This is a genomic window from Gymnodinialimonas mytili, assembly GCF_037544085.1.
In the GTDB taxonomy this organism is placed as follows: domain Bacteria; phylum Pseudomonadota; class Alphaproteobacteria; order Rhodobacterales; family Rhodobacteraceae; genus Gymnodinialimonas; species Gymnodinialimonas mytili.
Map to the genome: position 1 here is coordinate 1 of NZ_JBBIFW010000002.1, position 20,314 is coordinate 20,314.

General features: G+C 56.5%; 20 protein-coding genes. 6 read left to right on the top strand and 14 right to left on the bottom strand.

Annotated elements, in window-relative coordinates; genetic code table 11:
• Nucleotides 1–1,013 precede the first annotated feature (1,013 nt).
• Nucleotides 1,014–2,051: a glycoside hydrolase family 183 protein gene (locus tag V8J82_RS09410; protein WP_339974600.1), complete on the top strand. Its 1,038-nt coding sequence runs from the start codon at nt 1,014–1,016 to the stop codon at nt 2,049–2,051.
• Nucleotides 2,052–2,527: 476 nt separating this feature from the next.
• Complete coding sequence (locus V8J82_RS09415) at nt 2,528–2,689, top strand: hypothetical protein (RefSeq protein ID WP_339974602.1); 162 nt, start codon at nt 2,528–2,530, stop codon at nt 2,687–2,689.
• Between the two features lie 225 nt (nt 2,690–2,914).
• Here the strand turns inward: V8J82_RS09415 and V8J82_RS09420 are convergent, their stop codons facing one another.
• The 10 genes from V8J82_RS09420 to V8J82_RS09465 all read right to left on the bottom strand — a co-directional run bounded on the left by V8J82_RS09420 (nt 2,915) and on the right by V8J82_RS09465 (nt 13,691).
• Nucleotides 2,915–5,305: a thiamine pyrophosphate-binding protein gene (locus V8J82_RS09420; RefSeq protein ID WP_339974604.1), complete on the bottom strand. Its 2,391-nt coding sequence runs from the start codon at nt 5,303–5,305 to the stop codon at nt 2,915–2,917.
• 1 nt (nt 5,306) lies between these two features.
• On the bottom strand, nt 5,307–6,386 hold the full coding sequence (locus tag V8J82_RS09425; RefSeq protein ID WP_339974606.1) for an ABC transporter ATP-binding protein: 1,080 nt from the start codon (nt 6,384–6,386) through the stop codon (nt 5,307–5,309).
• Between the two features lie 11 nt (nt 6,387–6,397).
• Entirely contained in the window at nt 6,398–7,237 is an 840-nt protein-coding gene (locus tag V8J82_RS09430) for a carbohydrate ABC transporter permease (RefSeq protein ID WP_339974608.1), read from the bottom strand.
• A gap of 6 nt (nt 7,238–7,243) precedes the next feature.
• Nucleotides 7,244–8,107, bottom strand: coding sequence for a carbohydrate ABC transporter permease (locus V8J82_RS09435; RefSeq protein WP_339974610.1), 864 nt, complete (start codon nt 8,105–8,107; stop codon nt 7,244–7,246).
• Nucleotides 8,108–8,175: 68 nt separating this feature from the next.
• Nucleotides 8,176–9,435, bottom strand: coding sequence for an ABC transporter substrate-binding protein (locus V8J82_RS09440; protein ID WP_339974613.1), 1,260 nt, complete (start codon nt 9,433–9,435; stop codon nt 8,176–8,178).
• A gap of 48 nt (nt 9,436–9,483) precedes the next feature.
• A complete protein-coding gene (locus V8J82_RS09445; RefSeq protein WP_339974615.1) occupies nt 9,484–10,635 on the bottom strand; it encodes an aminotransferase class I/II-fold pyridoxal phosphate-dependent enzyme in 1,152 nt (383 codons plus the stop codon).
• Nucleotides 10,628–11,392: a FadR/GntR family transcriptional regulator gene (locus tag V8J82_RS09450; RefSeq protein ID WP_339974617.1), complete on the bottom strand. Its 765-nt coding sequence runs from the start codon at nt 11,390–11,392 to the stop codon at nt 10,628–10,630. The genes V8J82_RS09445 and V8J82_RS09450 overlap by 8 nt, the downstream gene beginning before the upstream one ends.
• Nucleotides 11,393–12,379: 987 nt before the next feature.
• Nucleotides 12,380–12,742: a VOC family protein gene (locus V8J82_RS09455; protein ID WP_339974619.1), complete on the bottom strand. Its 363-nt coding sequence runs from the start codon at nt 12,740–12,742 to the stop codon at nt 12,380–12,382.
• Between the two features lie 66 nt (nt 12,743–12,808).
• Complete coding sequence (locus V8J82_RS09460; RefSeq protein WP_339974621.1) at nt 12,809–13,117, bottom strand: DUF6958 family protein; 309 nt, start codon at nt 13,115–13,117, stop codon at nt 12,809–12,811.
• The gene (locus V8J82_RS09465; protein WP_339974623.1) at nt 13,104–13,691 is read right to left on the bottom strand and encodes a GFA family protein; all 588 of its coding nucleotides are present in this window, start codon (nt 13,689–13,691) and stop codon (nt 13,104–13,106) included. Before V8J82_RS09465 ends, V8J82_RS09460 begins: the two co-directional genes overlap by 14 nt.
• Nucleotides 13,692–13,732: 41 nt before the next feature.
• Between V8J82_RS09465 and V8J82_RS09470 the strand changes: the two genes are divergently transcribed.
• Nucleotides 13,733–14,416 carry a TetR/AcrR family transcriptional regulator gene (locus V8J82_RS09470; RefSeq protein WP_339974626.1) on the top strand — a complete coding sequence of 228 codons (684 nt, stop codon included), beginning with the start codon at nt 13,733–13,735 and terminating at the stop codon, nt 14,414–14,416.
• 283 nt (nt 14,417–14,699) lie between these two features.
• Entirely contained in the window at nt 14,700–15,032 is a 333-nt protein-coding gene (locus V8J82_RS09475; protein WP_339974628.1) for an ArsR/SmtB family transcription factor, read from the top strand.
• A gap of 704 nt (nt 15,033–15,736) precedes the next feature.
• Here V8J82_RS09475 and V8J82_RS09480 read toward each other — a convergent pair.
• The 4 genes from V8J82_RS09480 to V8J82_RS09495 form a co-directional block, all read right to left on the bottom strand.
• Complete coding sequence (locus tag V8J82_RS09480) at nt 15,737–16,060, bottom strand: YciI family protein (RefSeq protein WP_339974630.1); 324 nt, start codon at nt 16,058–16,060, stop codon at nt 15,737–15,739.
• Between the two features lie 165 nt (nt 16,061–16,225).
• The gene (locus tag V8J82_RS09485; protein WP_339974632.1) at nt 16,226–16,879 is read right to left on the bottom strand and encodes a glutathione S-transferase family protein; all 654 of its coding nucleotides are present in this window, start codon (nt 16,877–16,879) and stop codon (nt 16,226–16,228) included.
• Nucleotides 16,880–16,881: 2 nt separating this feature from the next.
• Nucleotides 16,882–17,271, bottom strand: coding sequence for a MarR family winged helix-turn-helix transcriptional regulator (locus tag V8J82_RS09490; protein ID WP_439650051.1), 390 nt, complete (start codon nt 17,269–17,271; stop codon nt 16,882–16,884).
• Between the two features lie 639 nt (nt 17,272–17,910).
• Nucleotides 17,911–18,939 (bottom strand): LysR family transcriptional regulator, encoded by a 1,029-nt coding sequence (locus V8J82_RS09495; RefSeq protein WP_339974636.1) that lies wholly within the window; start codon nt 18,937–18,939, stop codon nt 17,911–17,913.
• On the opposite strand from V8J82_RS09495, the gene V8J82_RS09500 reads away from it, so the two are divergent.
• Together V8J82_RS09500 and V8J82_RS09505 are read left to right on the top strand one after the other, a co-directional pair.
• Nucleotides 18,929–19,561: an FMN-dependent NADH-azoreductase gene (locus tag V8J82_RS09500; protein ID WP_339974638.1), complete on the top strand. Its 633-nt coding sequence runs from the start codon at nt 18,929–18,931 to the stop codon at nt 19,559–19,561. The genes V8J82_RS09495 and V8J82_RS09500 overlap by 11 nt on opposite strands.
• Nucleotides 19,562–19,627: 66 nt before the next feature.
• Nucleotides 19,628–20,305 carry an AAA family ATPase gene (locus V8J82_RS09505; protein ID WP_339974640.1) on the top strand — a complete coding sequence of 226 codons (678 nt, stop codon included), beginning with the start codon at nt 19,628–19,630 and terminating at the stop codon, nt 20,303–20,305.
• Nucleotides 20,306–20,314: the final 9 nt, after the last annotated feature.

A 20,314-nucleotide genomic window follows, 5' to 3' on the forward strand; every position in this document is an offset into this window, starting at 1 on the left:
CTGATCATGACACCTGCAACATGGCGCATTACGACGCCTGGGAGCGGGAGCCATCCACCCCATCTGCTTTGATGGTCGGCACCGCAGCATCCTGACGGAAGGTCGAAGGTCCGGAATGGGCCGTTCTCATTGAGGTAGACGTGAGTGTTTAACGCAATGCTGCGATTGCTCCGATGGCGGCAGCGAGCACAGATCTACCAAAATGCTGCCGGATGGCGAAGGTGGGCCGTCTGTTCTTCAACGAACCGGTGAAAAACATCCAAAGGTGTCTGCCCGGGCCGGACGAGCCCACAAGGTTGTGATCATCCTCGACGAGCGTCATCGTTTCGAAGGAATGTAATGTGTTGCAGAGACGCTGAAGGCGATCGTTCCTCAGTTCCTGGCAGAGAATTCGGTCGTATCCACAACCTATGGGGCGTGCATGGCGACGCCCGCGCTATGAATCTTTGGAAAGGGTGTCAGAACCGGTAAGTTATCGCGTGACATGGCGAACCCAGGACGAGATCACCACGCATGACCCGGTGAGCGGACTTGTAACACCACTGACGGTGAACGGTTCTTACGCTGGATCGAACATCGGCATCCAGAGCTTCCCTGCGATACGATGCCGGTTGAACAAATACCCAGAACACCTTGACCTGCCTACGCATTTTTCTGCGAAGAACGGGCTGTCCTTCTCTCGCCTGATCGGCGCAAAGAAGGGAGGCGATTCGCAAGCTAAATCGTATGTCCATCACAAATTCGAAATATGGTGCAGATAGGCAATAAAACGCTTTATTGTTTGCTGAATATCGGTCAAATACTGCTCATACTGATGGTGGGCTCTGCGTTGCAGCCCTCAGGTCAGGGCACCCGTTGGAACTCCATCATGGGAGGACAGGCAGCCGATGTTCAAGAAATACGTGGTTTTTCTGGCACTTATGATGCCGTTGGCGACATGCGCCGGCCAGTTGCCAGTGCTATCCACTCGCGATGCGCCGGTCCTGACCAGTGCTATGAGCTTAGCGTCGCCGATGAGTGAGGATGAAACGCCCCAGAATCCTGGCCTGTTGGTCGGCATGACCGAGGTTGTGGCCCAATTGACAGGTGCCGAATCAGAAAATTCCACAGCAGATAGATGGAATGTGCATGGCACGGATCTGGGGCACATGTTTTTGCACAACGACGAACTCTACATGATGTTCGGCGACACCTATGGCCCCGACCGCAGCGATTGGCGGAGTAACGTGATCGCCCGGATCGCTGACCCGGACCCGCGTGCTGGTTTTTCGTTTGCCGCGATGAGTGAGGCGGCCGACGGCACCGCAAGCGAACTGGTGCGTGCGGCCCGTATTCCGGGGATTGAATGGACGGTGATCCCCACCAACGCCATCTCTGCCGCAGGCCAGATGGTCATGCACTACATGTCTGTGCGGATGTGGGGTGAGGACGATCGCTGGTATGTGCGCCGCTCTGGGCTGGCGTGGTCCGACGACGAAGGCCAGACATGGACAAGATCGCAGACAGCCGTTTGGCCCGCCGGAACCGGGTTCGAACAGGTCGCCTATCTTGAAGAGGGTGGTATGATCTACGTCTTTGGCATTCCGCAAGGTCGGTTTGGTGCTGTAAAACTGGGACGTGTCGCGCCAGGGGAGATGTTTGATCCTGCTGCCTATGAGTATTGGGACGGAGCAAGCTGGGTGCCGAACATTCATGCCGCCGCTGATGTGGTGCCTCCAGCCGTTGGCGAGCTGTCCGTTACTTGGAGCGCGGCACACCAGCGCTTTTTGATGATGTATTATGAGCCGACCCTGCGCGCGATCGTTTTGCGCAGCGCCTCGGCCTTGACCGGACCGTGGAGCGATATGCAGGTTGTTGCAGACAGCCGCGACTATCCTGGGCTTTACGCACCCTACATCGTTCCGAGTGCCGATATCGATGGTGAATTGTATTTCACGATGTCGCGGTGGAGGCCTATCTACAACGTGTTCTTAATGAAAACCCGGCTTGGAACTGAGACACTCGCGACACGGGTAAGTCCGACAGACGAGGCGCAAACAGCGAGAGAGTGATTGGGCCGAAGGGTTGGGTGCTGGGCGAAAAAACCGAATGTTTCTGACGTCCGCCTTTAGCCGGACTTACAAGAGGCGAAGGCCGGTGTCAGCTGGCGCCTAACCGTAGAGTGGATCAGATTATTTCGCTGCTGGTTCATCGCATTCTGGACCCGTTGCTGCCGATGTGGGCCAGCCTGTCTTTGGGCTGCCAACGCAGCCTGGCTCGCGACATCTGATTGTGTCGGTGCCGCTGCGGCGTCTACATCAGTTGAGGCCAAACCCGCGTCATGAAACCATTTCGAATGTCGGCATCCGTAGCGCAGTGCAAGACGCCGCGAGAGCCCGGTATGCGGACGCAAAGCAGGCCTTAGTGCATCGCAGCACGATGTCCGCCATAGACGTCCCGACAGGCGATATCTGTGTCCAAATTCAGAGCGTTGCACCGCCGCAGTTCGGCTGTGAACTCAGACCTACAAAGTGCTGCATCATGGTGAATGACCGCTTTTGGTGACGAGCGGCTGGCGCAGGATCGCTTGACCTACATCCGCCAAGAAATCTCTGGACGCAGCGAAGCAGGTCCGAACAGATCGCCCGGCGAAGCCCGTGCAAACTATGGATTCTCCAAAATCCAATCTCTTGGATTGATAGCAGAATAATTGAGGGCTCTGTTCATGGACCATCGCTGGCCCGACGCCATATGATTATGCCGACCGGTCGAATGGAGGCTAATACCTAAACGGAGCCGACCCATAAACTCGGCTCCAAAGGCGATCAGGTCAGTCGAGTCGATCGCTTGATGTATGACTTTGCGCGGGATCCAACCTTGTTCCGGCCGCCTGGAGTTAGCCCCGACCGCAGAATGCTCCGGATGTCGGCATATATCACGCAGGCAGTGACAGCGCGTATGGTGCAATTTTTCCACCGGTCAGCGCCATCGCGGCGTGTTGAATGGCATTGGCATCGATCCCGTGCAATCGATAGACGTCTTCGACCGTTCCGGCTTGTCCAAAATGCTCTACCCCGAGGGATTTGACCTTGTGGCCCTCCACCCCACCCAGCCAAGACAACGCAGCGGGATGAGCGTCTGTCACCGTCACCAGGCTCGCGTCAGCAGGCAAATCCGCCAGCAAGGTCTCTATCGTTGATCTCGCATGGGTCCGACCACGCTGGCGCGCCCGTTCCGCCGCCTGCCACCCCGCATTTAGCCGATCGGCGGATGTAATGGCCAAGACGCCGATGCCACGCATGGTCTCGGACAGAAGGCCCGCTGCGCGAATTGCTTCCGGCGCGACGACTCCGGTGTAAGCAATCGCGATACGCGTGCCCGGTTCGGGTGGACGTAGCCAATAGCCGCCGTCGATCACGCCTGCATCGAATGCCGCATCTGTTCGGCGGTCAATCTGCTCCAACGGAACGGTCGACAGGCGCAGGTAGAGCGAGCCACCGGTCTCATCGCGCAACCACGTCTCTTCGGATGGATCATTGGATCCGTCACGCTGCATATAGTCGAATCCCCACCGCATGATGGCGTTCAACTCGTCAGCAAAGGCAGGCTCAAAGCTTGCCAACCCATCCTGCGCCATTCCGATCAGAGGTGTGGAAATGGATTGGTGCGCCCCACCTTCGTGGCTGAGCGATACACCCGACGGTGTTGCCACAAGCATGAACCGAGCGTCTTGGTAGCACGCGTAGTTCAATGCATCGAGGCCACGGCAAATAAACGGATCATAGACGGTGCCAACCGGAAGAAGCCGTTGACCGAACAAGGAATGCGACAGACCAAGCGCGCCAAGAAACGTAAACAGATTATTCTCGGCAATCCCAAGCTCTACATGCCGGCCGTTTCCATGGCGTTGCCATTTCTGCACCGATGGCACCGATTGATCGCGAAACACATCGGCCTGATCGGTTTTGGAGAACAGCCCCGTCTTGTTGATCCACGGCCCCAGATTAGTAGACACAGACACATCCGGCGAAGTTGTGACAATCCGTTCCGCGAGATCCGGCGCGTCCGAGGCGATCGCTGCCAGGATCTTTCCGAACGCCTCTTGGGTGGAGGTGACATCCTTGATCCTCGGATGAACATTGTCATAGGTGGGTACAGATTTGGCTGTCAGGCGACGGTGACCCTGCGCGTTAAAGGGGAGGATCCCGTCCAAAAACTCCCTGACCTCAGCCTCGGGGATATCAATGCCTGCAAGGGCGTCCCATTCCGCCCCGGCCAAAATTCCCATCGCGTCGCGCAGGTCTTCGACCTGCGCGTCGGTCATGATCCCGGCATGGTTGTCCTTGTGCCCCGCCAGTGGAAGACCATGGCCCTTGACCGTATAGCAGATGAAACAGACCGGGCGGTCATGATCGATGGCGTTCATCGTTTCGGCCATCAGTGCAGCGTCGTGACCCGCAAGGTTGCCCATCAACCGCGCCAGATCTGCATCACTGTGATCTGCCAGAAGCGCCAACGCCTCGTTGTCGCCTTTGAAATCACTCTCCATCTGCGCGCGCCACGCGGCGCCGCCTTTGAAGGTCAGCGCGGAATACAGGTTGTTGTCGCAGCCATCAATCCACGCCTTCAACTGCGCACCCCCAGGACGCTGAAAAGCCTCTTGCATAAGCGTGCCGTATTTCAGCTCCAATACTTCCCAACCGCAGGCAACGAAAATGTCCCGGAACCGCGCGTTCAGGCCCTGCGTCACTACACCGTCGAGCGATTGGCGATTGTAGTCGACGATCCACCAACAATTCCGCAGATCATGCTTGGCGCCTTCCAAAAGCGCCTCATAGATATTGCCTTCGTCCAGTTCGGCGTCGCCCACCAAAGCGATCATCCGTCCCTTCGGACGATCAAGCCAGCCATGCCCGGCCAGATAATCTTGCGTCATCGACGCGAAAGCCGTCATCGCCACGCCCATGCCAACCGACCCGGTGGAAAAATCCACATCATCGTGATCCTTGGTGCGGGACGGATAAGGTTGTGTGCCACCAAACGCCCGAAAATCTTCCAGTTGCTGGCGGGATTGGTTGCCGAGAAGATATTGGATCGCATGAAAAACCGGGCTCGCATGGGGTTTGACGGCCACCCGATCTTCCGGGCGCAATACGTCAAAATAGAGCGCGTTCAGGATTGCATTCATCGAGGCCGACGACGCCTGATGCCCCCCGACCTTGATCTGACCCTTTTCGCGGATGTTGTTGGCGTGATGGATCATCCACGATGCCAGCCACAATGTCTTCCGCTCCAATGCCCGACGAATGTCTGATGTGCGTGTCATGTTAGGCAGCCCTTCCGACAGGCGTGGGCAGCGCCATGCCTCCTTCTGAGAAGAGGTGAACATGGTCTGTGTCAACCCGCAACCCCAGGGTATCGCCAGCCGCAATCGGAATGTTACCGTGTTTTCTGACCATCATCGGCCCGACCTTGTCGACATTCACATAGATGTTCGTGTCTGAGCCCAGATGCTCGACCACATCCGCCGTGGCGGTCAGGACGTGCGGGGCCGGGTCCACCACATCTAGATGCTCGGGGCGAATGCCAAGTTCGGTTGCGAAGGGCGTGTTTTCGCGCATCGACAAGGCAAGCCATTGGCCATTCGCCAGGGTGACCCCTTCCACACCGCCTGTCACTGGAACGACGTTCATGGTGGGCGACCCGATAAACTGCGCGACGAATTTGTTGGCTGGACGCTCATACAGGTCAAGCGGACTGCCGACCTGTTGGATATCACCTCCGTTCAACACAACGATGCGGTCTGCCAATGTCAGCGCCTCGACCTGATCATGGGTGACGTAGATCATCGTGGCGCCCAGGCGCTGGTGCAGGCGCGCAATCTCCAGCCGCATCTCGACCCGCAGGGCAGCGTCGAGATTGGATAGGGGTTCATCAAACAGGAAAGCGCGTGGGTCGCGGATAATGGCCCGGCCCATCGCGACGCGCTGGCGTTGTCCGCCCGACAACGCTTTGGGTAGACGATCCATCAGGGCCGTCAGCCCAAGGGTCGCAGCCGCCTGGGTCACACGACGTTTTTTTTCATCCACCGGGTCGCGGCGAATTTCCATGGAGAAGCCCATGTTCCGGGCAACATCCATATGCGGGTAAAGCGCATAGGATTGGAACACCATCGCGATGTCTCGGTCGCGCGGACGCACATCGTTCATGCGCGCCCCATCGATCATGAAATCGCCCTCGGTGATCGGCTCAAGCCCGGCGATCATACGCAAAAGCGTCGACTTTCCGCAGCCCGACGGCCCCACCAGAACGATGAATTCCCCGTCGGCGATGTCTAGGTTTATGTCGCGAAGGACCTCCACCATACCGTAGCGTTTGACCACATCCTTGAGTTCCATGCGTGCCATCGGCTGGCCCCCTATCCCTTGACCGCGCCGGACGTGAGGCCCTGCACGAGATACCGTTGAATGAAGATGAAGAAGAGACAACTGGGGATCAGGGCGAGCGAGCCTGCCGCCATCATCTGCCCCCAATCGACCGAGAACCGCGACACGAAGGTCAGCAGGCCCACCGGGAATGTCATGGCATCGTTGTCCGAGATCAGCATCAAGGCGAACAACAATTCGGACCAAGCTGCGGTGAAGACGAAGCCGAGCGTCGCGCCGAGGCCTGGAAGCGTCAGCGGCAAGATCACCTTGCGCAAGGCCTGGAACCGGGTGCAGCCATCCATCATCGCGGCTTCTTCCAGATCCTTGGGGATCGCATCAAAGAAGCTCTGCATCAGGAAGGTCGCGAAGGGGATGTTGAAGGCGGTGTAGACCACGATCAGCGACGTCAGCGAATTCAGCATCCCAAGCGAGGACACGATCTTGTAGATCGGCGCGATGATCATCAGAAGCGGGAACATCTGGGTGATCAACATGACCGCGACGATGATCTTCTTGCCGCCGAAGTTGAACCGCGAGAACGCGTAACCGGCCCCGGCGGCAATCAGCGTCGTGACCGCCCCCGTCCCAAGCGAGACATAGAGCGAATTGCCGAAAAACGCCATGAAATCCGTCTGAAAGATCACCGTCCGGAAATTGTCCAGCGTGGTGGCCGATGGCCAAAGCTCGGTGCCTTCGGTGAAAATCAGGCGATCTGGGGTGATGGCGATCTTCACCAACCAGTAGAGCGGAAAGAGTGCAAAGATCAGATAGGCCAGCAGCGCTAGGTATTTGCCGATGATCAATGCGGGGTTCGAACGAGTGACTGACATGGCCGATCACACTTTCACAAGTTTTTTGCGCAGCCACAGGACGAAGACAGCATAGACCAGAAGGATGATGAGAAGCGCCACGGCGATCGTTGATGCGAAGCCGAAGTCAAGACGGCGGAAAGCGGTGGTGAAGATGTAGGTCGACAGGATCTGTGTGGAGTTGGCAGGGCCGCCGCCGGTCATCACGAAGATCAGATCCGCGAAGTTGGCGATCCAGATCGTGCGGAGCATCACGGTGATGGCGATCATCGGCGCAAGGAAGGGCAAGGTGATCTTGGTGAAGGTCTGCCACGGCGAGGCGCCGTCGATCTCGGCGGCTTCGTACAGCTCTCCGGGGATCGATTGCAGGGCGGCCAGCAGCGTGATCGCGAAGAACGGCACGCCGAACCAGATATTGGCGACGATTGGCCCCCAAAGCGCGAGGTCAGGGTTCCCCATGATGTTATAGGGTTCATCGAGGATCCCAAGCGCTGCCATCCAGTGCGGCAGCGGTCCAATGGTTGGGTTGAAGAGCCAGGCCCAGGTCAGCGCGGACAGGAAGGTGGGCACGGCCCAAGGCAGGAACACCAGGGCCTGAAAGAGCTTCTTACCAAAGAATTGCGTGTTGAGCAGCAGTGCAAGGCCGAGGCCCAGAAGGAACTGGAACGACACCGACCAGAACGTCCACCAAAAGGTGTTTTCCAAGGCGATCCAGAAACGGCGATCAGACCAGAGATCGACGTAATTCTCGAACCCCACCCAGCCGGCGGCGAACGGATTCAGGATCTCGATGGACTGAAAGGAATAGGAAATCCCGATGATAAGCGGCACGAGGATGACAGTCCCAATCAGGATGATAGCAGGTGACAGGTAGAGAAACGGCTCAACCATGTACCGCCAGTAGAGCGAGCGCCGTGCCCGAGATCCCCCGGGCACGGAACTGATTTGTGCGCGCATCGTCACTGGGCGGCCTGCCAGTTGGCTTGCGCTTCAGTCAGATACTCGGCCCATTGATCGGCCAGCTCCTGTGCGGTGATCTGACCCAAAAGCGCTTCCTGACTGCTTTCGATCACGACGGTGCTTGCGAAATAGCCCCATTCTTCAAGATAGGTCGGCATAATCGTGGGCACGTATTCCTCGCCATTCAGCGTCTGGAACCAACCCGCAAATTGATCGGTCTGGAAAAACGGATCCTGATCGGCGCCCTGGTGGATCGGGATCACGCCGACACGTTGCGCCCAGACGGAATTGGCTTCCGGAGATGAGAGGGCTGCGATTAGATCGAACGCTTCGTCTTCATGCTCGGTCGTGTTGAAAATCGACCATCCCGCAAAGCCGATGGTCGGAAAGGCCTCACCCGAGGGGCCAACGGGCATCGGGATCACAGCGAAGTCTTCGGGATCCATCCGCTCGGCAATGGCGATGAGCGCATCGGGATCCTGATCCAGGAATGCACACTGGCCAGAATAAAAGCCCGCCACAATCTCGTTGAAGCCCCAATTCACGCTATCGCGCGGTGCATGACCGTTTTGATAGAGATCGAGCAGGAACTGGATCCCGTCTACCGAGCCCGGCTCATTGATGCGGCTTTGGCCATCTTCGGTAAAGAATTCATTGGTGCCGTTCATCACGGCGGCCATCATGATCCAACCATTCGTGCCACCCGGGCCACCCCTCAGACAATATCCCGACCGTCCGTCCAGCTCAGACACCGCGGCGGCGGCGGCGGCGAACTCTTCCATCGTGCGTGGCGGCTCTGCGACACCGGCCTCTTCCAGCAAAGCGCGGTTGTAGAACATCGCCCGCAGGTAGAAGCCGTAGGGGATCATGTTGAAGCCGCCAGACTGACTGCCCATTTCAACAGTGCGCTGGGTCAGTGTTTCGCCGTGCTCCCAGCCCGCGACATGCTCTGACAGGTCCACCAATCGGTCCGATCCAGCGTAAAGGGCGGCCCAAGTATCGGGCATTTCCACGACGTCAGGAATGTCGCCGCCCGCAACCATCGTAGCCAGCGTCTCAAACGCCTGGCCCCACGGCAAGCTGGTGATCTCCACAGTCACACCTTCGTTCGCGGCTTCAAAGTCGGCGACAAGCTGTTCCAGAACGGCGGTGCGTTCAGGGCTGGTGATAACCTCGACCAGTCGAAGCGTGGTATCGGCTTGCGCGGCGCCGGCACTCATCATGGCGATGGCGCTAGCACTTATAAGAATGCGTTTCATTAGCAACTCCCTTCTCTTCCTATGTGTTTGGTATCCGGATCCATTTTTTCAGGTCACGCTTGCGATCAGGGCAGTCTCGAAGTCTGCCCAAAGGTCTTCCGCGTCTTCCAAACCAAGGTTCAGACGAACCAGATTGGGAGACACCCCGAAGGTTTGCATTGAGTTATGCAGGCCAGCCTGTGCCAGCCCGACGCGGGCGGGCAGCAGCAGGCTCTCGAACCCGCCCCAACTGACACCCAGACGAAAAAGCCTGACAGCGTCGGCGAAAGCGCGGATATCCACGCTATCGTCGAACTCGATCGACATCAGCCCGGAACGCCCCATCAAGCCAGGCACCGAGTTGGCGCCGGGGCTGTTGATCTCGCGGACCTGCGGCACAGAAGCCAGCCGGTCCACGAATAAATCCGCGGTCGCTTGGTGCTGCATCATCCGGGCCTTCAAGGTGCGCAAGCCACGGGTCAAAAGAAACGCTTCAAACGGCGCCAGCTTCGCTCCGATCAGCGGTAATGTCAGGTCACGGATGCGGGCATTATAGGCGTGGGAGGACACCACAACGCCCGCAACCGTGTCCGAATGGCCCGAGATGTACTTCGAGGCCGAATGCAGCACGATGTCGATCCCAGACGTGATCGGGCGTTGGAACACCGGACTGGCCCAAGAATTGTCGATGATTGTGATCGCACCATGATGCCGAGCATGCTCAGCCACCCGCGATAGGTTCATCGGCCTGAAAATGACCGAACTGGGGCTTTCGAGATAGGCAATTGCGACACCGCTGAGGAGATTGGGATCTTCCTCAAACGCAGAAGCGGTGTGGTATTCGATCTCAACGCCAAAGGGGCGCAGGATGCGTTCAAAAAACCGGTAGGTGTCGGGGTAGACATGTTCGATGCAGGCGATCCGGTCGCCCGGTTTGACGAAGGCCAGCAAGGTCGAACTGATGGCTGCCATTCCCGATGCAAACCCAACAGCCGCCTCGCCCGCTTCCGCCTGCGCCATCAGATCTTCGAACGCGCCAACCGTTGGGTTCTGCACGCGGGTGTATATGGCGGTGTTGGTCTGTCCAGACATGCGGGCCTCAAACGCCGCGTAACTCTCGAATGAAAAGAGCGACGTCTGCACGATTGGTGGCGTGACCGCGCCACCATTTTCAGCCAAAACCGAAGCCAGAACGGTCGCAATGTCTGGCATGTCAGACATTGCCACGCTCCATTGCTTTCATCACATCCCTGATTTCGTGTTCAACCATGGACATTATCTGTTCCATAAGAGCTGCAGCCTGCTCGGCATCCCCAGCGGTCACCGCATCGGCCAAGAGCTGATGCATAGGGATCGAGGCTTGGCCCAAATGCGCCTGGCCAAACGGGGCTTCATAAATCTCGTTGAAGCCTTGCTGAATTTGCCGGATCAATTGACCAAACAACGGGTTACCGCTCGCATCCTGCAGAGCCGCGTGAAACCGGTGGTCGGCGGGCCGCCAATCCTCCCCGGCTTCGTAGGCAGCGATCAACTCGGCGGCGCGTGCGCTGATGATCCGCCGATGATGTGCATCGCAATTCTGAGCGGCAAGACGGACCGTTTCGATCTCAAGCGGGCGCCGAACGGCGTGGGTGCGTAACAAGCTTTCGGCTTCCAGCTTCACCGTTACCGGCAGTTGGATCGCGTTGGAGGACACCTCTGCTGCAAGACGCGTTCCCGCCTTTTTGTTGCGCGTCACGATGCCCATATTTTGCCAAGCGGTCAGCGCCTCTCGCACTTTGGCGCGCCCGACCCCAAGACGTTTCGCGATCTCGATTTCGGGCGGTAGGCGGTCGCCGATCCCCAAGCCTTGCGTCTCGATCATAAGCGATAGCGCTTCGAGCACGTCGCGGCTGGTACTACGCGCTGGCAACAGCTTCAGTGCATCGACTGGATTGGCGTTGGTCAGATTGGAAAAGGTGTCATTGAATGAAGGCAAAAGATGTATCCAGTTCTGCTTTATACCAGGTTAGTCATTAATGTCCGACAAAATCAACATTAATGTCGGACATTATATGAATGGTAGATTAGGTTAATATTGTCAGGGATTTGGCTGGGTTAAGAGCACAAAAATCGCGACTGCCCTCAGCTTCACTGGGCCTTGGTGGGACAATGTGATTCGAGCGGTGTGGCTAACGGACTCAGTTGCGCATGACTTATCGTATTGGCTAGCGGCACCAGAACCTGGTTCGAGGCATAGTGCGATTACGGCACTTCGAGAATGGGGTCTCAGCGCTGCTAACGGCTTGGCCGACTAGCTTTCCGGCGTCATGTCTCTAAAGGAAACTAGACTACGAGTTCACGGCTTTGCGGCGTCGGCGTCGCTGATACAATCCTTCATGAGCCCGGCCACTCGCGACCTTGCAGCGAATAACAGGTTGGTACCGCAGATCTCAGGCGGGGCTAATTCTAGGTTTTGCAACTGCCGTGAATGACCAGTTCGACGGGCCTCACCGGAGCATCTCGACTGTGCGCTCGATGTCGGTAATGGGCTGGCTTCACCTTGGTATATGGACTTAGCGGCTAAATGCTGTGCTGATCCTAGTAGTGGCTGAGAACCCAGATCTTACAAATCTGCGCCACGCGGCGAATGCCGGCTTCGGCTGGAGTTGAGTGTCTTCAAAGGCGTTGAGTGCGCGTCTGATAGCGGAGCTCCGCCACCGACGTACAAAAATCCGTTCCACGATATCTTTTGGATTGTTCGTTGGCTTCGACAGCACGATCTGACAGTTTTCTTAGTGCGGTTGAATGGAGAAGAAATCCGGTATCATTTTGATGAGGTGACCACGCTTATCAGCGGGTATATCGTGCAAAACCAGGTTACCATCCTTCATAAGATGCTGGGCGTGTAGGCGTTTATGTGTTTTCGAGGGCGACTCAGCGTAGGAAACGCCTTGGTTGACCTGGGGTTATTGGTAGCGCCGACTTAACAATCTCTGCCTATCTCACCAGCTCCATCGCGATACTCTTCCTGGGTCGAAATCCACCAGACGATGCCATTGCCATCGGCTATGCCGCCACGATGGTCACCGTCGCCCGATCGACGCAGCTCTTGCACTACTTTTCTACCGGCCGACAGCGCGCGTTCAAAGGCGGCCTCTGCATCCGGCACATAGACATGCACATGTGCCTCAGCGGCTTCTGGCACCTCGCCCATCATGATGGCATTCCCGTCGATGCGGGCTTCGGCATGTTCCACGCCAGAACCACTATCCCTTTGATGCACGCGCAGTCGTGTCGCATCGAAGACGGTTTCCAGAAAACGAAGCGTTGTTTCAGCATCACGCACCATCAAATACGGGCTGACACTGGAACAGTTGTCGGGCTTCTATGTCATAGTCTAAGCTCTCCATTGCTATTCTGATGCGGCCTTATAGAGCCGGACGGGCTTGGCCGTTCCTCTGACGATGATACCCTTCGCCTCCAGATCGAGCTGCACCGCTTTCAGCCACCATCCGGCTTTCTCCCCGCCGGGGAAAAACTCCTGAGACAAGTGCTTTAGCAGTGCCGTCTTCGCGTCGGCTACCGTCATGCCAGGCGCATCAGAAGGAAGCACCGGCAACAATGCCTCTCGCATCGCGTTGTATTTGGCCCGATTAACGCGCTCGGTTTGACCAGGAGATGTGATACTTTCGATTTCGATCTTGTCGTCACTGTCCAGCATGCAGCTCTCCATTGTCAGCAATTTGGGGGTTCCGAAATCCCATCCTCGTCCATGCGCCGAATAGTCGTCCGTAGAAGGCGAGGGAGTGGGTTTTCAGGTTGGGGACGTCACTGGGGAGGTCCTTGCGAGCACCTGTCATGGTGCGCATCTCAATGGCGGGTCGATCTTCATCAGACCAAAGCGCAGCATAAAGGCTTAACCAATGCCCACCCTTCAGTTCCATGAACACCGGGGTGTTGCAACAGGTGGCAACGACGCGGCGGGTCCCGGCGTCATTCGAAAGCCGGTGTGCTTTCAACTTGTCCTGACCTGCGACAATCGCGATGCGATCCTTTCGATACAAGACAAAAGGAGTAGCGCCTTTGGCATCCAAGACAGCGGCCGCACCCGGTAGCGCCTCCAACGTCTGGGCGGCTGTTTGACAACTCGAACATAGACACTCCACGGATGCGATATGCAGCCCTTCGACCGTCAATTTAACCTCTCCGCAGCGACAGCTAAGATTGGCCATTTGCATGGCATGGTCTTCCGATTCTTCGTGAAGTAGACTGGACCATCCAGTTTGATCAGTCAAGGATTTGGTGTAAGGTGTCGGTGAGCTAAAGGATAACCAGCATGTCGAACGGCGCAGAAACACGCATCAAACGCAGCCAGATCAAGATTTTGACAGCAGCGGAAGATGTCTTTCTGCGCAATGGTTTTGTTGGCACAAACATGGATGCTGTGGCCAAACATGCTGGTGTCTCCAAACAGACCGTCTATGCGCGTTTCAATTCGAAGGAAGCTCTGTTCATTCAGGTCGTTGAGCAAATGACTGGCAGCGCTGCCTGCGACATTGGCGAGGATGTCGAGGACAACTTTGAAGGAAAGTCAGTTAAGGACTTTTTCATCAATGCAGCGATTGATCAGCTGTCCGTCGTCATGACGCCGCGATTGATGCGATTACGTCGGATGGTCATCGGCGAAGTCGAACGCTTTCCCGAATTGGGCGAGTCACTATACGAGCATGGCCCACAGCGTTCCATCAGGCGCATTGCAAAGGCCGTCGCGCATTACGGTCGCGTCGGTGAACTGCAAGAGACTGATCCATACACGGCAGCGGCCCATTTTAACTGGCTTGTCATGGGCGCACCGATCAACTCAGCTATGATGTTGGGAGACAAATCAATACCTGCAAAGAATGAGCTTGAAAGCCATGCACGTGAAGCCGCGAATATCTTTCTGGCAGCATTCTCAGCGGAAGAGCCATCGCGACGGAACGCGAATAGTATATCAGATACGGACATTCGGGGCCGCTAGATCAAGACCCTTTGGGCCCGCACTCTTGATATTGATGAATTTGACACTTCGCGCATGCAACTATTGTCTGTTCCGGTCGGCCGCACCGCGACATCCTCTTGATACGTCAAAGTTCTAGTTTGGCTGCTCACGGCGAATGGTCCGAGCTCCTACAAACGGAATCTGTGTTGCGTCTGACATAGGTTCCGGGCCCTTACCTTCCAAAATTGGCAACGCAGCGAATGACCAGTTCGAAATTGTAATGTGAACTTGTTATATAACATATTTACTATGTAATGGTGCTGTGACCAACCTTGACTCAGCCTTTCAGACTCTAGCTGACCCTACACGTCGCGCCATCTTGGCGCGGCTTATTCAGGGAGAAGCGACCGTAGATGAAATCCGTAAGCCGTTCGCCATATCGCAGCCTTCCATCTCGCGTCACCTCAAGGTGTTGGAAAAGGCTGAACTGATTACGACACGTATTGAGGGTACATCGCGGCCTCGACGCATCGAACCTGCAGCGTTTGCGGCCACTGATGGTTGGCTGAAACAGTACCACGCGATTTGGAAAGCGAACTACGCCCGGCTTGATGATGTGTTGGATCAACTTAGACAGGAAGAAGATACCCCATGAAGCCTCTTCGCATAGCAACCCCGACCGACACGACAATTGAAATCACGCGTAGCTTCGATGCTTCAGTGTCCATGGTCCGGCGCGCTCACACCGAAACTGACGACCAGACGACAGTCACAATGAGCCTGCACTACGACGGCAGAGCAGCGCGGGATGGTGTCCTGCAAAGTCCAATGGATAGAGGGTTTGGGGGCCAGCTATCGCAACCTAGACGCGCTGATATTCGAGACGGTGTGATGGTCACTGCAGCAGACGTTGTTGCCGCGCTGGAAGCCGAGGCCAAATCGGTGGATGTCGACTATGTTGCGCATTTCTACAATGGCGGCGATCCAGCGACCGTCCTGATGGGGTGCGTATGTCGAAGGTCTTTCGCATCGCGAAGAAATTAGCTTCACTGAAGCTAAACGATATCGAGAGCCTTCTGGACGACAACAGGTACGAAGCCAGAATGGCCTCTGTCGCCATGATGGACTTTCAGGCCCGGAAAAGAACCTGGACGCGGGTCACAGCCAAGCATTGTTCGACCTCTATTTGAGCCACGACGACCGAGTTGACGATTGGGACTTGGTAGACAATGCGGCCCCGCATGTGATCGCCTGCCACGATCAAAAAGCTCTGCCGCTTCAAAGATATTCCCTGAAGAGGTCAAAAGACGATTTCGTCTTCGCTGAAAGCTCTCGCTGAATAGATGCCAGGTTTGCCGCCTAACAAATCGGCCAAATCTCAACTACTCCGTGGGCTACGGAACAGGGAACGCCAGACATCTTTTTGATCGCTTCTTCAAGACTTTCCGCGTCGATGATTGCAAAACCAGCGATTGGTAGGTCGGAAGACAGGAATGGTCCTTCGGTGGTTTCAACGCCAGAGTCCTCGGGGTTGCGGACTTGCACAGGCGATCCGGCAAGTCCCATAATCGCACCCTCAGCAACAAGTCGAGCATCCTGCGCGTGCGCGGTTGCGCGAACTGCTGCCGGTGTCTGGCTATAGCCATCATTGTCGCCGTATCCGATTGTTAAAAACTTCAGCATATCTTGTTCCTTTCAGTGTTGTCGCGATGGTCCGCCAGGGAGGGCAACTCTGTTGCGACCGAACACTTATCCGCGCGGCGCGTCTGGCACCCAGTCGAATGTGGTGATCGCAATGCCAACTACCATTCTAGGCTCTCTCCGCGTTCGAGGATCATTGGATGGTCTTCAGCTCGCTGTCTTTGTCCGGACCGCGTCAGCGGCTTCGAAATGTGCGATTTGATCTGAATATGCTTTCTGAAAGGCTCGGCGCGCGGTGGCGCGTTCGACATAGGCGCGGCAGGCCGGGTGGCGGTCAAGAATGTCGTGACCGTCAAGCAAACGAAGCGCATTTGTCATGAAAATATCCGCCACGGAGAACTGATCTGCGCACCAATCCCGTTCCGCCAAAACCGCATCTAATCGCTCAAGACGGCGCTTCATGAACGCCTCTAACGCGTTACGGCCAGGTGAGCTTGGATCGTCTTTTCCGAAGAAGAGAGTACCGAAAATCGCTGGTTCGACCGAGTTCGCGGCCGCAAATGTCCATTGCATGACCTTAGCACGCCCCTGCGGGTCTGAGGGCATCAGCACCTCGCTTCGGTCGCCAAGATAAAGGAGGATCGCAGCGCTTTCGCCCAGAGTGACGTCGCCGTCGGTCAGCCATGGGACTTGTGCGAAGGGCTGAAATGGCAGTCGCTCTTCCGGGGTGTCGAAGGGTGTCGTTTCAACACGATAGGGAAGGTATGCTTCCTCCAACGCCCAACGAATGAGCAAGTCGCGGACGTAACCACGCGGGGAGTCTGGCACCCAATCAAGGGTCGTGAGGATGAGATCGGTCATCTTTAGTCTCCTTTGTCGGACGATTCCAGGGGAGCGCGATCGGCTTGACCCAACAGGCCAATGCCATCGCGCAGGGCTTCAAGCTCCAGACCGCCCTCCACTTTGAGAAGTAGCTTGTCCACGGCGTCATGCTCGGCCCGCCAGACGGGCAACGCATCGGATAGTAATGAACGACCCACTGCGGTAAGCGACAATCGCCGCGCGCGTGTGTCTTTCAAATCAGTGGCAACCGTGACCAGTTTCCGACGTGCAAGCGGTTTCAACGCCGCCGTCAGAGTTGTGCGGTCCATGGCAAGAAAAGCTGCAACTTCGCCAATGGTCGGTGGATCGGCACGGTTCAGCGCCATCATGAGAGAAAACTGCCCTTGGGTGATCCCGAATGGCCTGAACACTCTGTCAAAGCGCCGGGCGAGCGAACGCGCGGCCCGCTGTGTCCGAAAGCAAAGGCAGCGGTCGCGGACCTCCAGGGTTGCGGAAGGTGATATGATGCTTGGCATAATAAAAGTTGATATCAACATATATTTGGAGTCAAGGAAACCACCTGAAAAACTTCTCAGAAAGTGCCCTCGGCTGAAGCAGACATCTGTCGTTCAGACATGAATGACTGGTTTGCTCGCGCAGTGGACTTCCAAGGTTCCGATGATTTGTGCCTGCGGCGCAGGTTGGCAATGTGGGCTGCACCAGAGCATTTCGGCTTTGCCTTGAACGGTCCTTCTGGATGGCTCGTGCTTCGCCATCAGATCAACCAGACCCTAGCAGGGTAGTGGATATCGCAGATACCAACCCAAGGGGCATAAAATGAAGTTGCGCAGGGCGCGATGGTGTTTGAACGGCGATTTAGGCGGCTGGCTCTACCTCGGGAAACCGCAGATTGCCAAAGGCCAAATGGCACCGAAGCGCCCGCTATCTGTTGATCTCCTTCGGCGTATCTTCGGGCAAAGCGGATACATGTAATTTGTGCGACGGAATACAGTGCCGAGTGACCCTGATGTCGTATTTTCAGCGCTGATAGTGCGCCTCAGGAAATGGTATCAGACCGAAGGTGCTAAGGCTTTTGCGAGATTCTGCTTGAGATACTCGGTCAGGGCGCGCACCCGATCTGAATTGCGCACGTCGCGTTGCATAACCAAATAGACGGGACGAATGATCGGGGCGACAGGTTCCTCGATCACTTGAAGATCAGGCGCCGTCGCCGCCAGAAACGACGGCAGCAAAGCAATCCCCACACCATTCGACGCGGCCCTCAGCGCGGTGCGCAGATTGTTGGTTTGGAAGGCTGTCGAGCGCCCGACGGCCTGACGAAGCAAAGCTTCGGTAAGTTGCGGCTGATGGCTTTCCGAATAAAGGATAACCCGCCGCATCTTAGGTCTGGTTTTCAGCAGGCTCTTTGTTCCGTAAAAGTGATAATCCACGTCGCAGATGCGCTGCGTGACAAGTTCTGCGCCCTCGACATTCACCATGCGCAATGCGACGTCCGCCTCGCCGCGAGATAGATTCGCCTCTCGCATTTCGCCGAAGAGGCACAGCTCGATTTCTGGATATTCATCTTGAAATCCACGCAAAGCGCGGATGACAACTTCGCTGAGAAACTCCGGCGGAGCGGTCAAAGTGACCCGGCCCGAGATCTTTCCCAGTGAGAGTGCCGACCGCTGGATCGCCAGCATTTGACCTTCGATTGCAGCTGCTTGGCTCTGCAATAGGCGGCCTTCCTCCGTCAGGACCCAGCCTCGCACCAAACGGTTGAAAAGCCTGACATTTAGCGCGCTTTCCAGGCGCGTGATACGACGCACGACAGTGGAATGTTCGACATTGACCATCCGCGCTGCGCTGGCAACCGACCCCTCTGAGGCGACAGTGACGAAATACTTTAAATCATCCCATACGAAGTCGGACATTGGCAATTTACGCAACCTCAATTTGCAGGATTTGCGGATAGATCGCGGGCCGAAACCAAACAATGATGCTGCACATGCGACAAAAACATGCTGCAGCGCAACATCGTGCCCCTGACGCTCAGCGTATCTTTCGATATGTGGAAAGGAAAGCACCATGAAAATCATGCATATCAATGCCTCAACACGTGGCGCAGACAGTCAGTCCCTCGACGTCGCGCAAGCGCTGATCGCCAAGCTGCAGGATGCGCACGGCACCTCCGTGGACACGCTGGATCTGTTCGACGGTAGCTTGCCTGCATTCGACGCCAATGCCGTGGGGGCGAAGATGGCGCTTTTTACTGGCGCGGAGGCGACAAAGGACCAGAAGCAGACCTGGCAGGTTGTTGAAGAGGTTTTTAAGCGCTTTGCCGCCGCTGATACCTATGTGGTCAACACGCCTCTGTGGAACAACAGCATTCCCTATGTGCTCAAGCAATTCATCGACCTTGTGACGCAACCAGGCTGGGCCTTCGGGTTCGATATGGAGGCGGGGTATAGCGGCTTGCTAACCGGCAGGCGTGCCTTCGTCGTCCATGCCAGCGGCGTTTATTATGAAGGTATCAAACCGAATTTCGGATCCGATTTCGCCACACCCTATCTTGACGATTGGTTCAAGTTCATCGGCGTCTCGGACGTCGAGCACATCCATGTCGCGCCCACGGTGGTCAATGTCGATTATGCCGCGACCAAAGCCAAGGCTATGGACCGCGCAGTTGAGCTCGCCGAGGCGTTGACGGTGGATAGCTAGCGTTGGGCCCAATCCCCACATCGATCCGTTTGCGTCTCTCCAAAATCTCAGAAGGGAACACAAAGCATGAAGATTGGGCTGACCGGAACCTATTCGTCTGGAAAGACATTCACATCGCTTGTCGTAGCGAAATATCTTGGCGTCCCGCGAACCGAAGCCTCGACGATGCGAGAGATCTTGCCCCATGCGGCACCTGGAAAGACGTTGGAGGAGTGCACAGCTGCCCAGTTGATCCAAATGATCGTGGTGCGCCATTGCGAGCGTGTGGTTCACGAAACGCGGCTTAATCCGGAATTCATCTCGGATGGCTGTTCATTGCAGGAATGGATCTATGGCAGCGTGCGGGTCAAATACGGAGTCAATCCCAATGCCTCAATCGATCTTGAACCGGATGAGAGCGTCGAGAAGACCGGTGAGTTGGCCTTCTTTGAAGATGTGATGTGGGAGCTTGGGAAAGCCTTCAAGCGCCATGTAAAGTCGTCCTTCGATCAATTCGTACATCTCAAGAATGAGCTGCCATTGGCCAAGGACGGCCATCGTCCGGTCAATGAGAACTTCCGCCGTTCATCGGACGAATTGCTGCTGTCCACGTTGGAAGAGATGGAAATGCCGCATGTGGTGATCAGCGGCTCGGTGGAGGAACGGGCCGACGCCATCGCGGATGTGTTCAAAAAGAAACCAGTGATGACCATCAAGATGGCCATCGCAGAGGCACAGGCGGACTACGACACCCTTCTCATGTAACTGACACCA

Bases quoted from the DNA above. Each gene is read 5' to 3' on its own strand.
- V8J82_RS09430 (WP_339974608.1), bottom strand. From the start codon at position 7,237: ATGTCAGTCACTCGTTCGAACCCCGCATTGATCATCGGCAAATACCTA.
- V8J82_RS09500 (WP_339974638.1), top strand. From the start codon at position 18,929: ATGAAAATCATGCATATCAATGCCTCAACACGTGGCGCAGACAGTCAG.
- V8J82_RS09445 (WP_339974615.1), bottom strand. From the start codon at position 10,635: ATGTCTGACATGCCAGACATTGCGACCGTTCTGGCTTCGGTTTTGGCT.
- V8J82_RS09470 (WP_339974626.1), top strand. From the start codon at position 13,733: ATGTCGAACGGCGCAGAAACACGCATCAAACGCAGCCAGATCAAGATT.
- V8J82_RS09485 (WP_339974632.1), bottom strand. From the start codon at position 16,879: ATGACCGATCTCATCCTCACGACCCTTGATTGGGTGCCAGACTCCCCG.
- V8J82_RS09435 (WP_339974610.1), bottom strand. From the start codon at position 8,107: ATGGTTGAGCCGTTTCTCTACCTGTCACCTGCTATCATCCTGATTGGG.
- V8J82_RS09495 (WP_339974636.1), bottom strand. From the start codon at position 18,939: ATGATTTTCATGGTGCTTTCCTTTCCACATATCGAAAGATACGCTGAG.
- V8J82_RS09460 (WP_339974621.1), bottom strand. From the start codon at position 13,117: ATGCTGGACAGTGACGACAAGATCGAAATCGAAAGTATCACATCTCCT.
- V8J82_RS09425 (WP_339974606.1), bottom strand. From the start codon at position 6,386: ATGGCACGCATGGAACTCAAGGATGTGGTCAAACGCTACGGTATGGTG.
- V8J82_RS09505 (WP_339974640.1), top strand. From the start codon at position 19,628: ATGAAGATTGGGCTGACCGGAACCTATTCGTCTGGAAAGACATTCACA.
- V8J82_RS09480 (WP_339974630.1), bottom strand. From the start codon at position 16,060: ATGCTGAAGTTTTTAACAATCGGATACGGCGACAATGATGGCTATAGC.
- V8J82_RS09440 (WP_339974613.1), bottom strand. From the start codon at position 9,435: ATGAAACGCATTCTTATAAGTGCTAGCGCCATCGCCATGATGAGTGCC.
- V8J82_RS09415 (WP_339974602.1), top strand. From the start codon at position 2,528: ATGACCGCTTTTGGTGACGAGCGGCTGGCGCAGGATCGCTTGACCTAC.
- V8J82_RS09420 (WP_339974604.1), bottom strand. From the start codon at position 5,305: ATGACACGCACATCAGACATTCGTCGGGCATTGGAGCGGAAGACATTG.
- V8J82_RS09410 (WP_339974600.1), top strand. From the start codon at position 1,014: ATGAGTGAGGATGAAACGCCCCAGAATCCTGGCCTGTTGGTCGGCATG.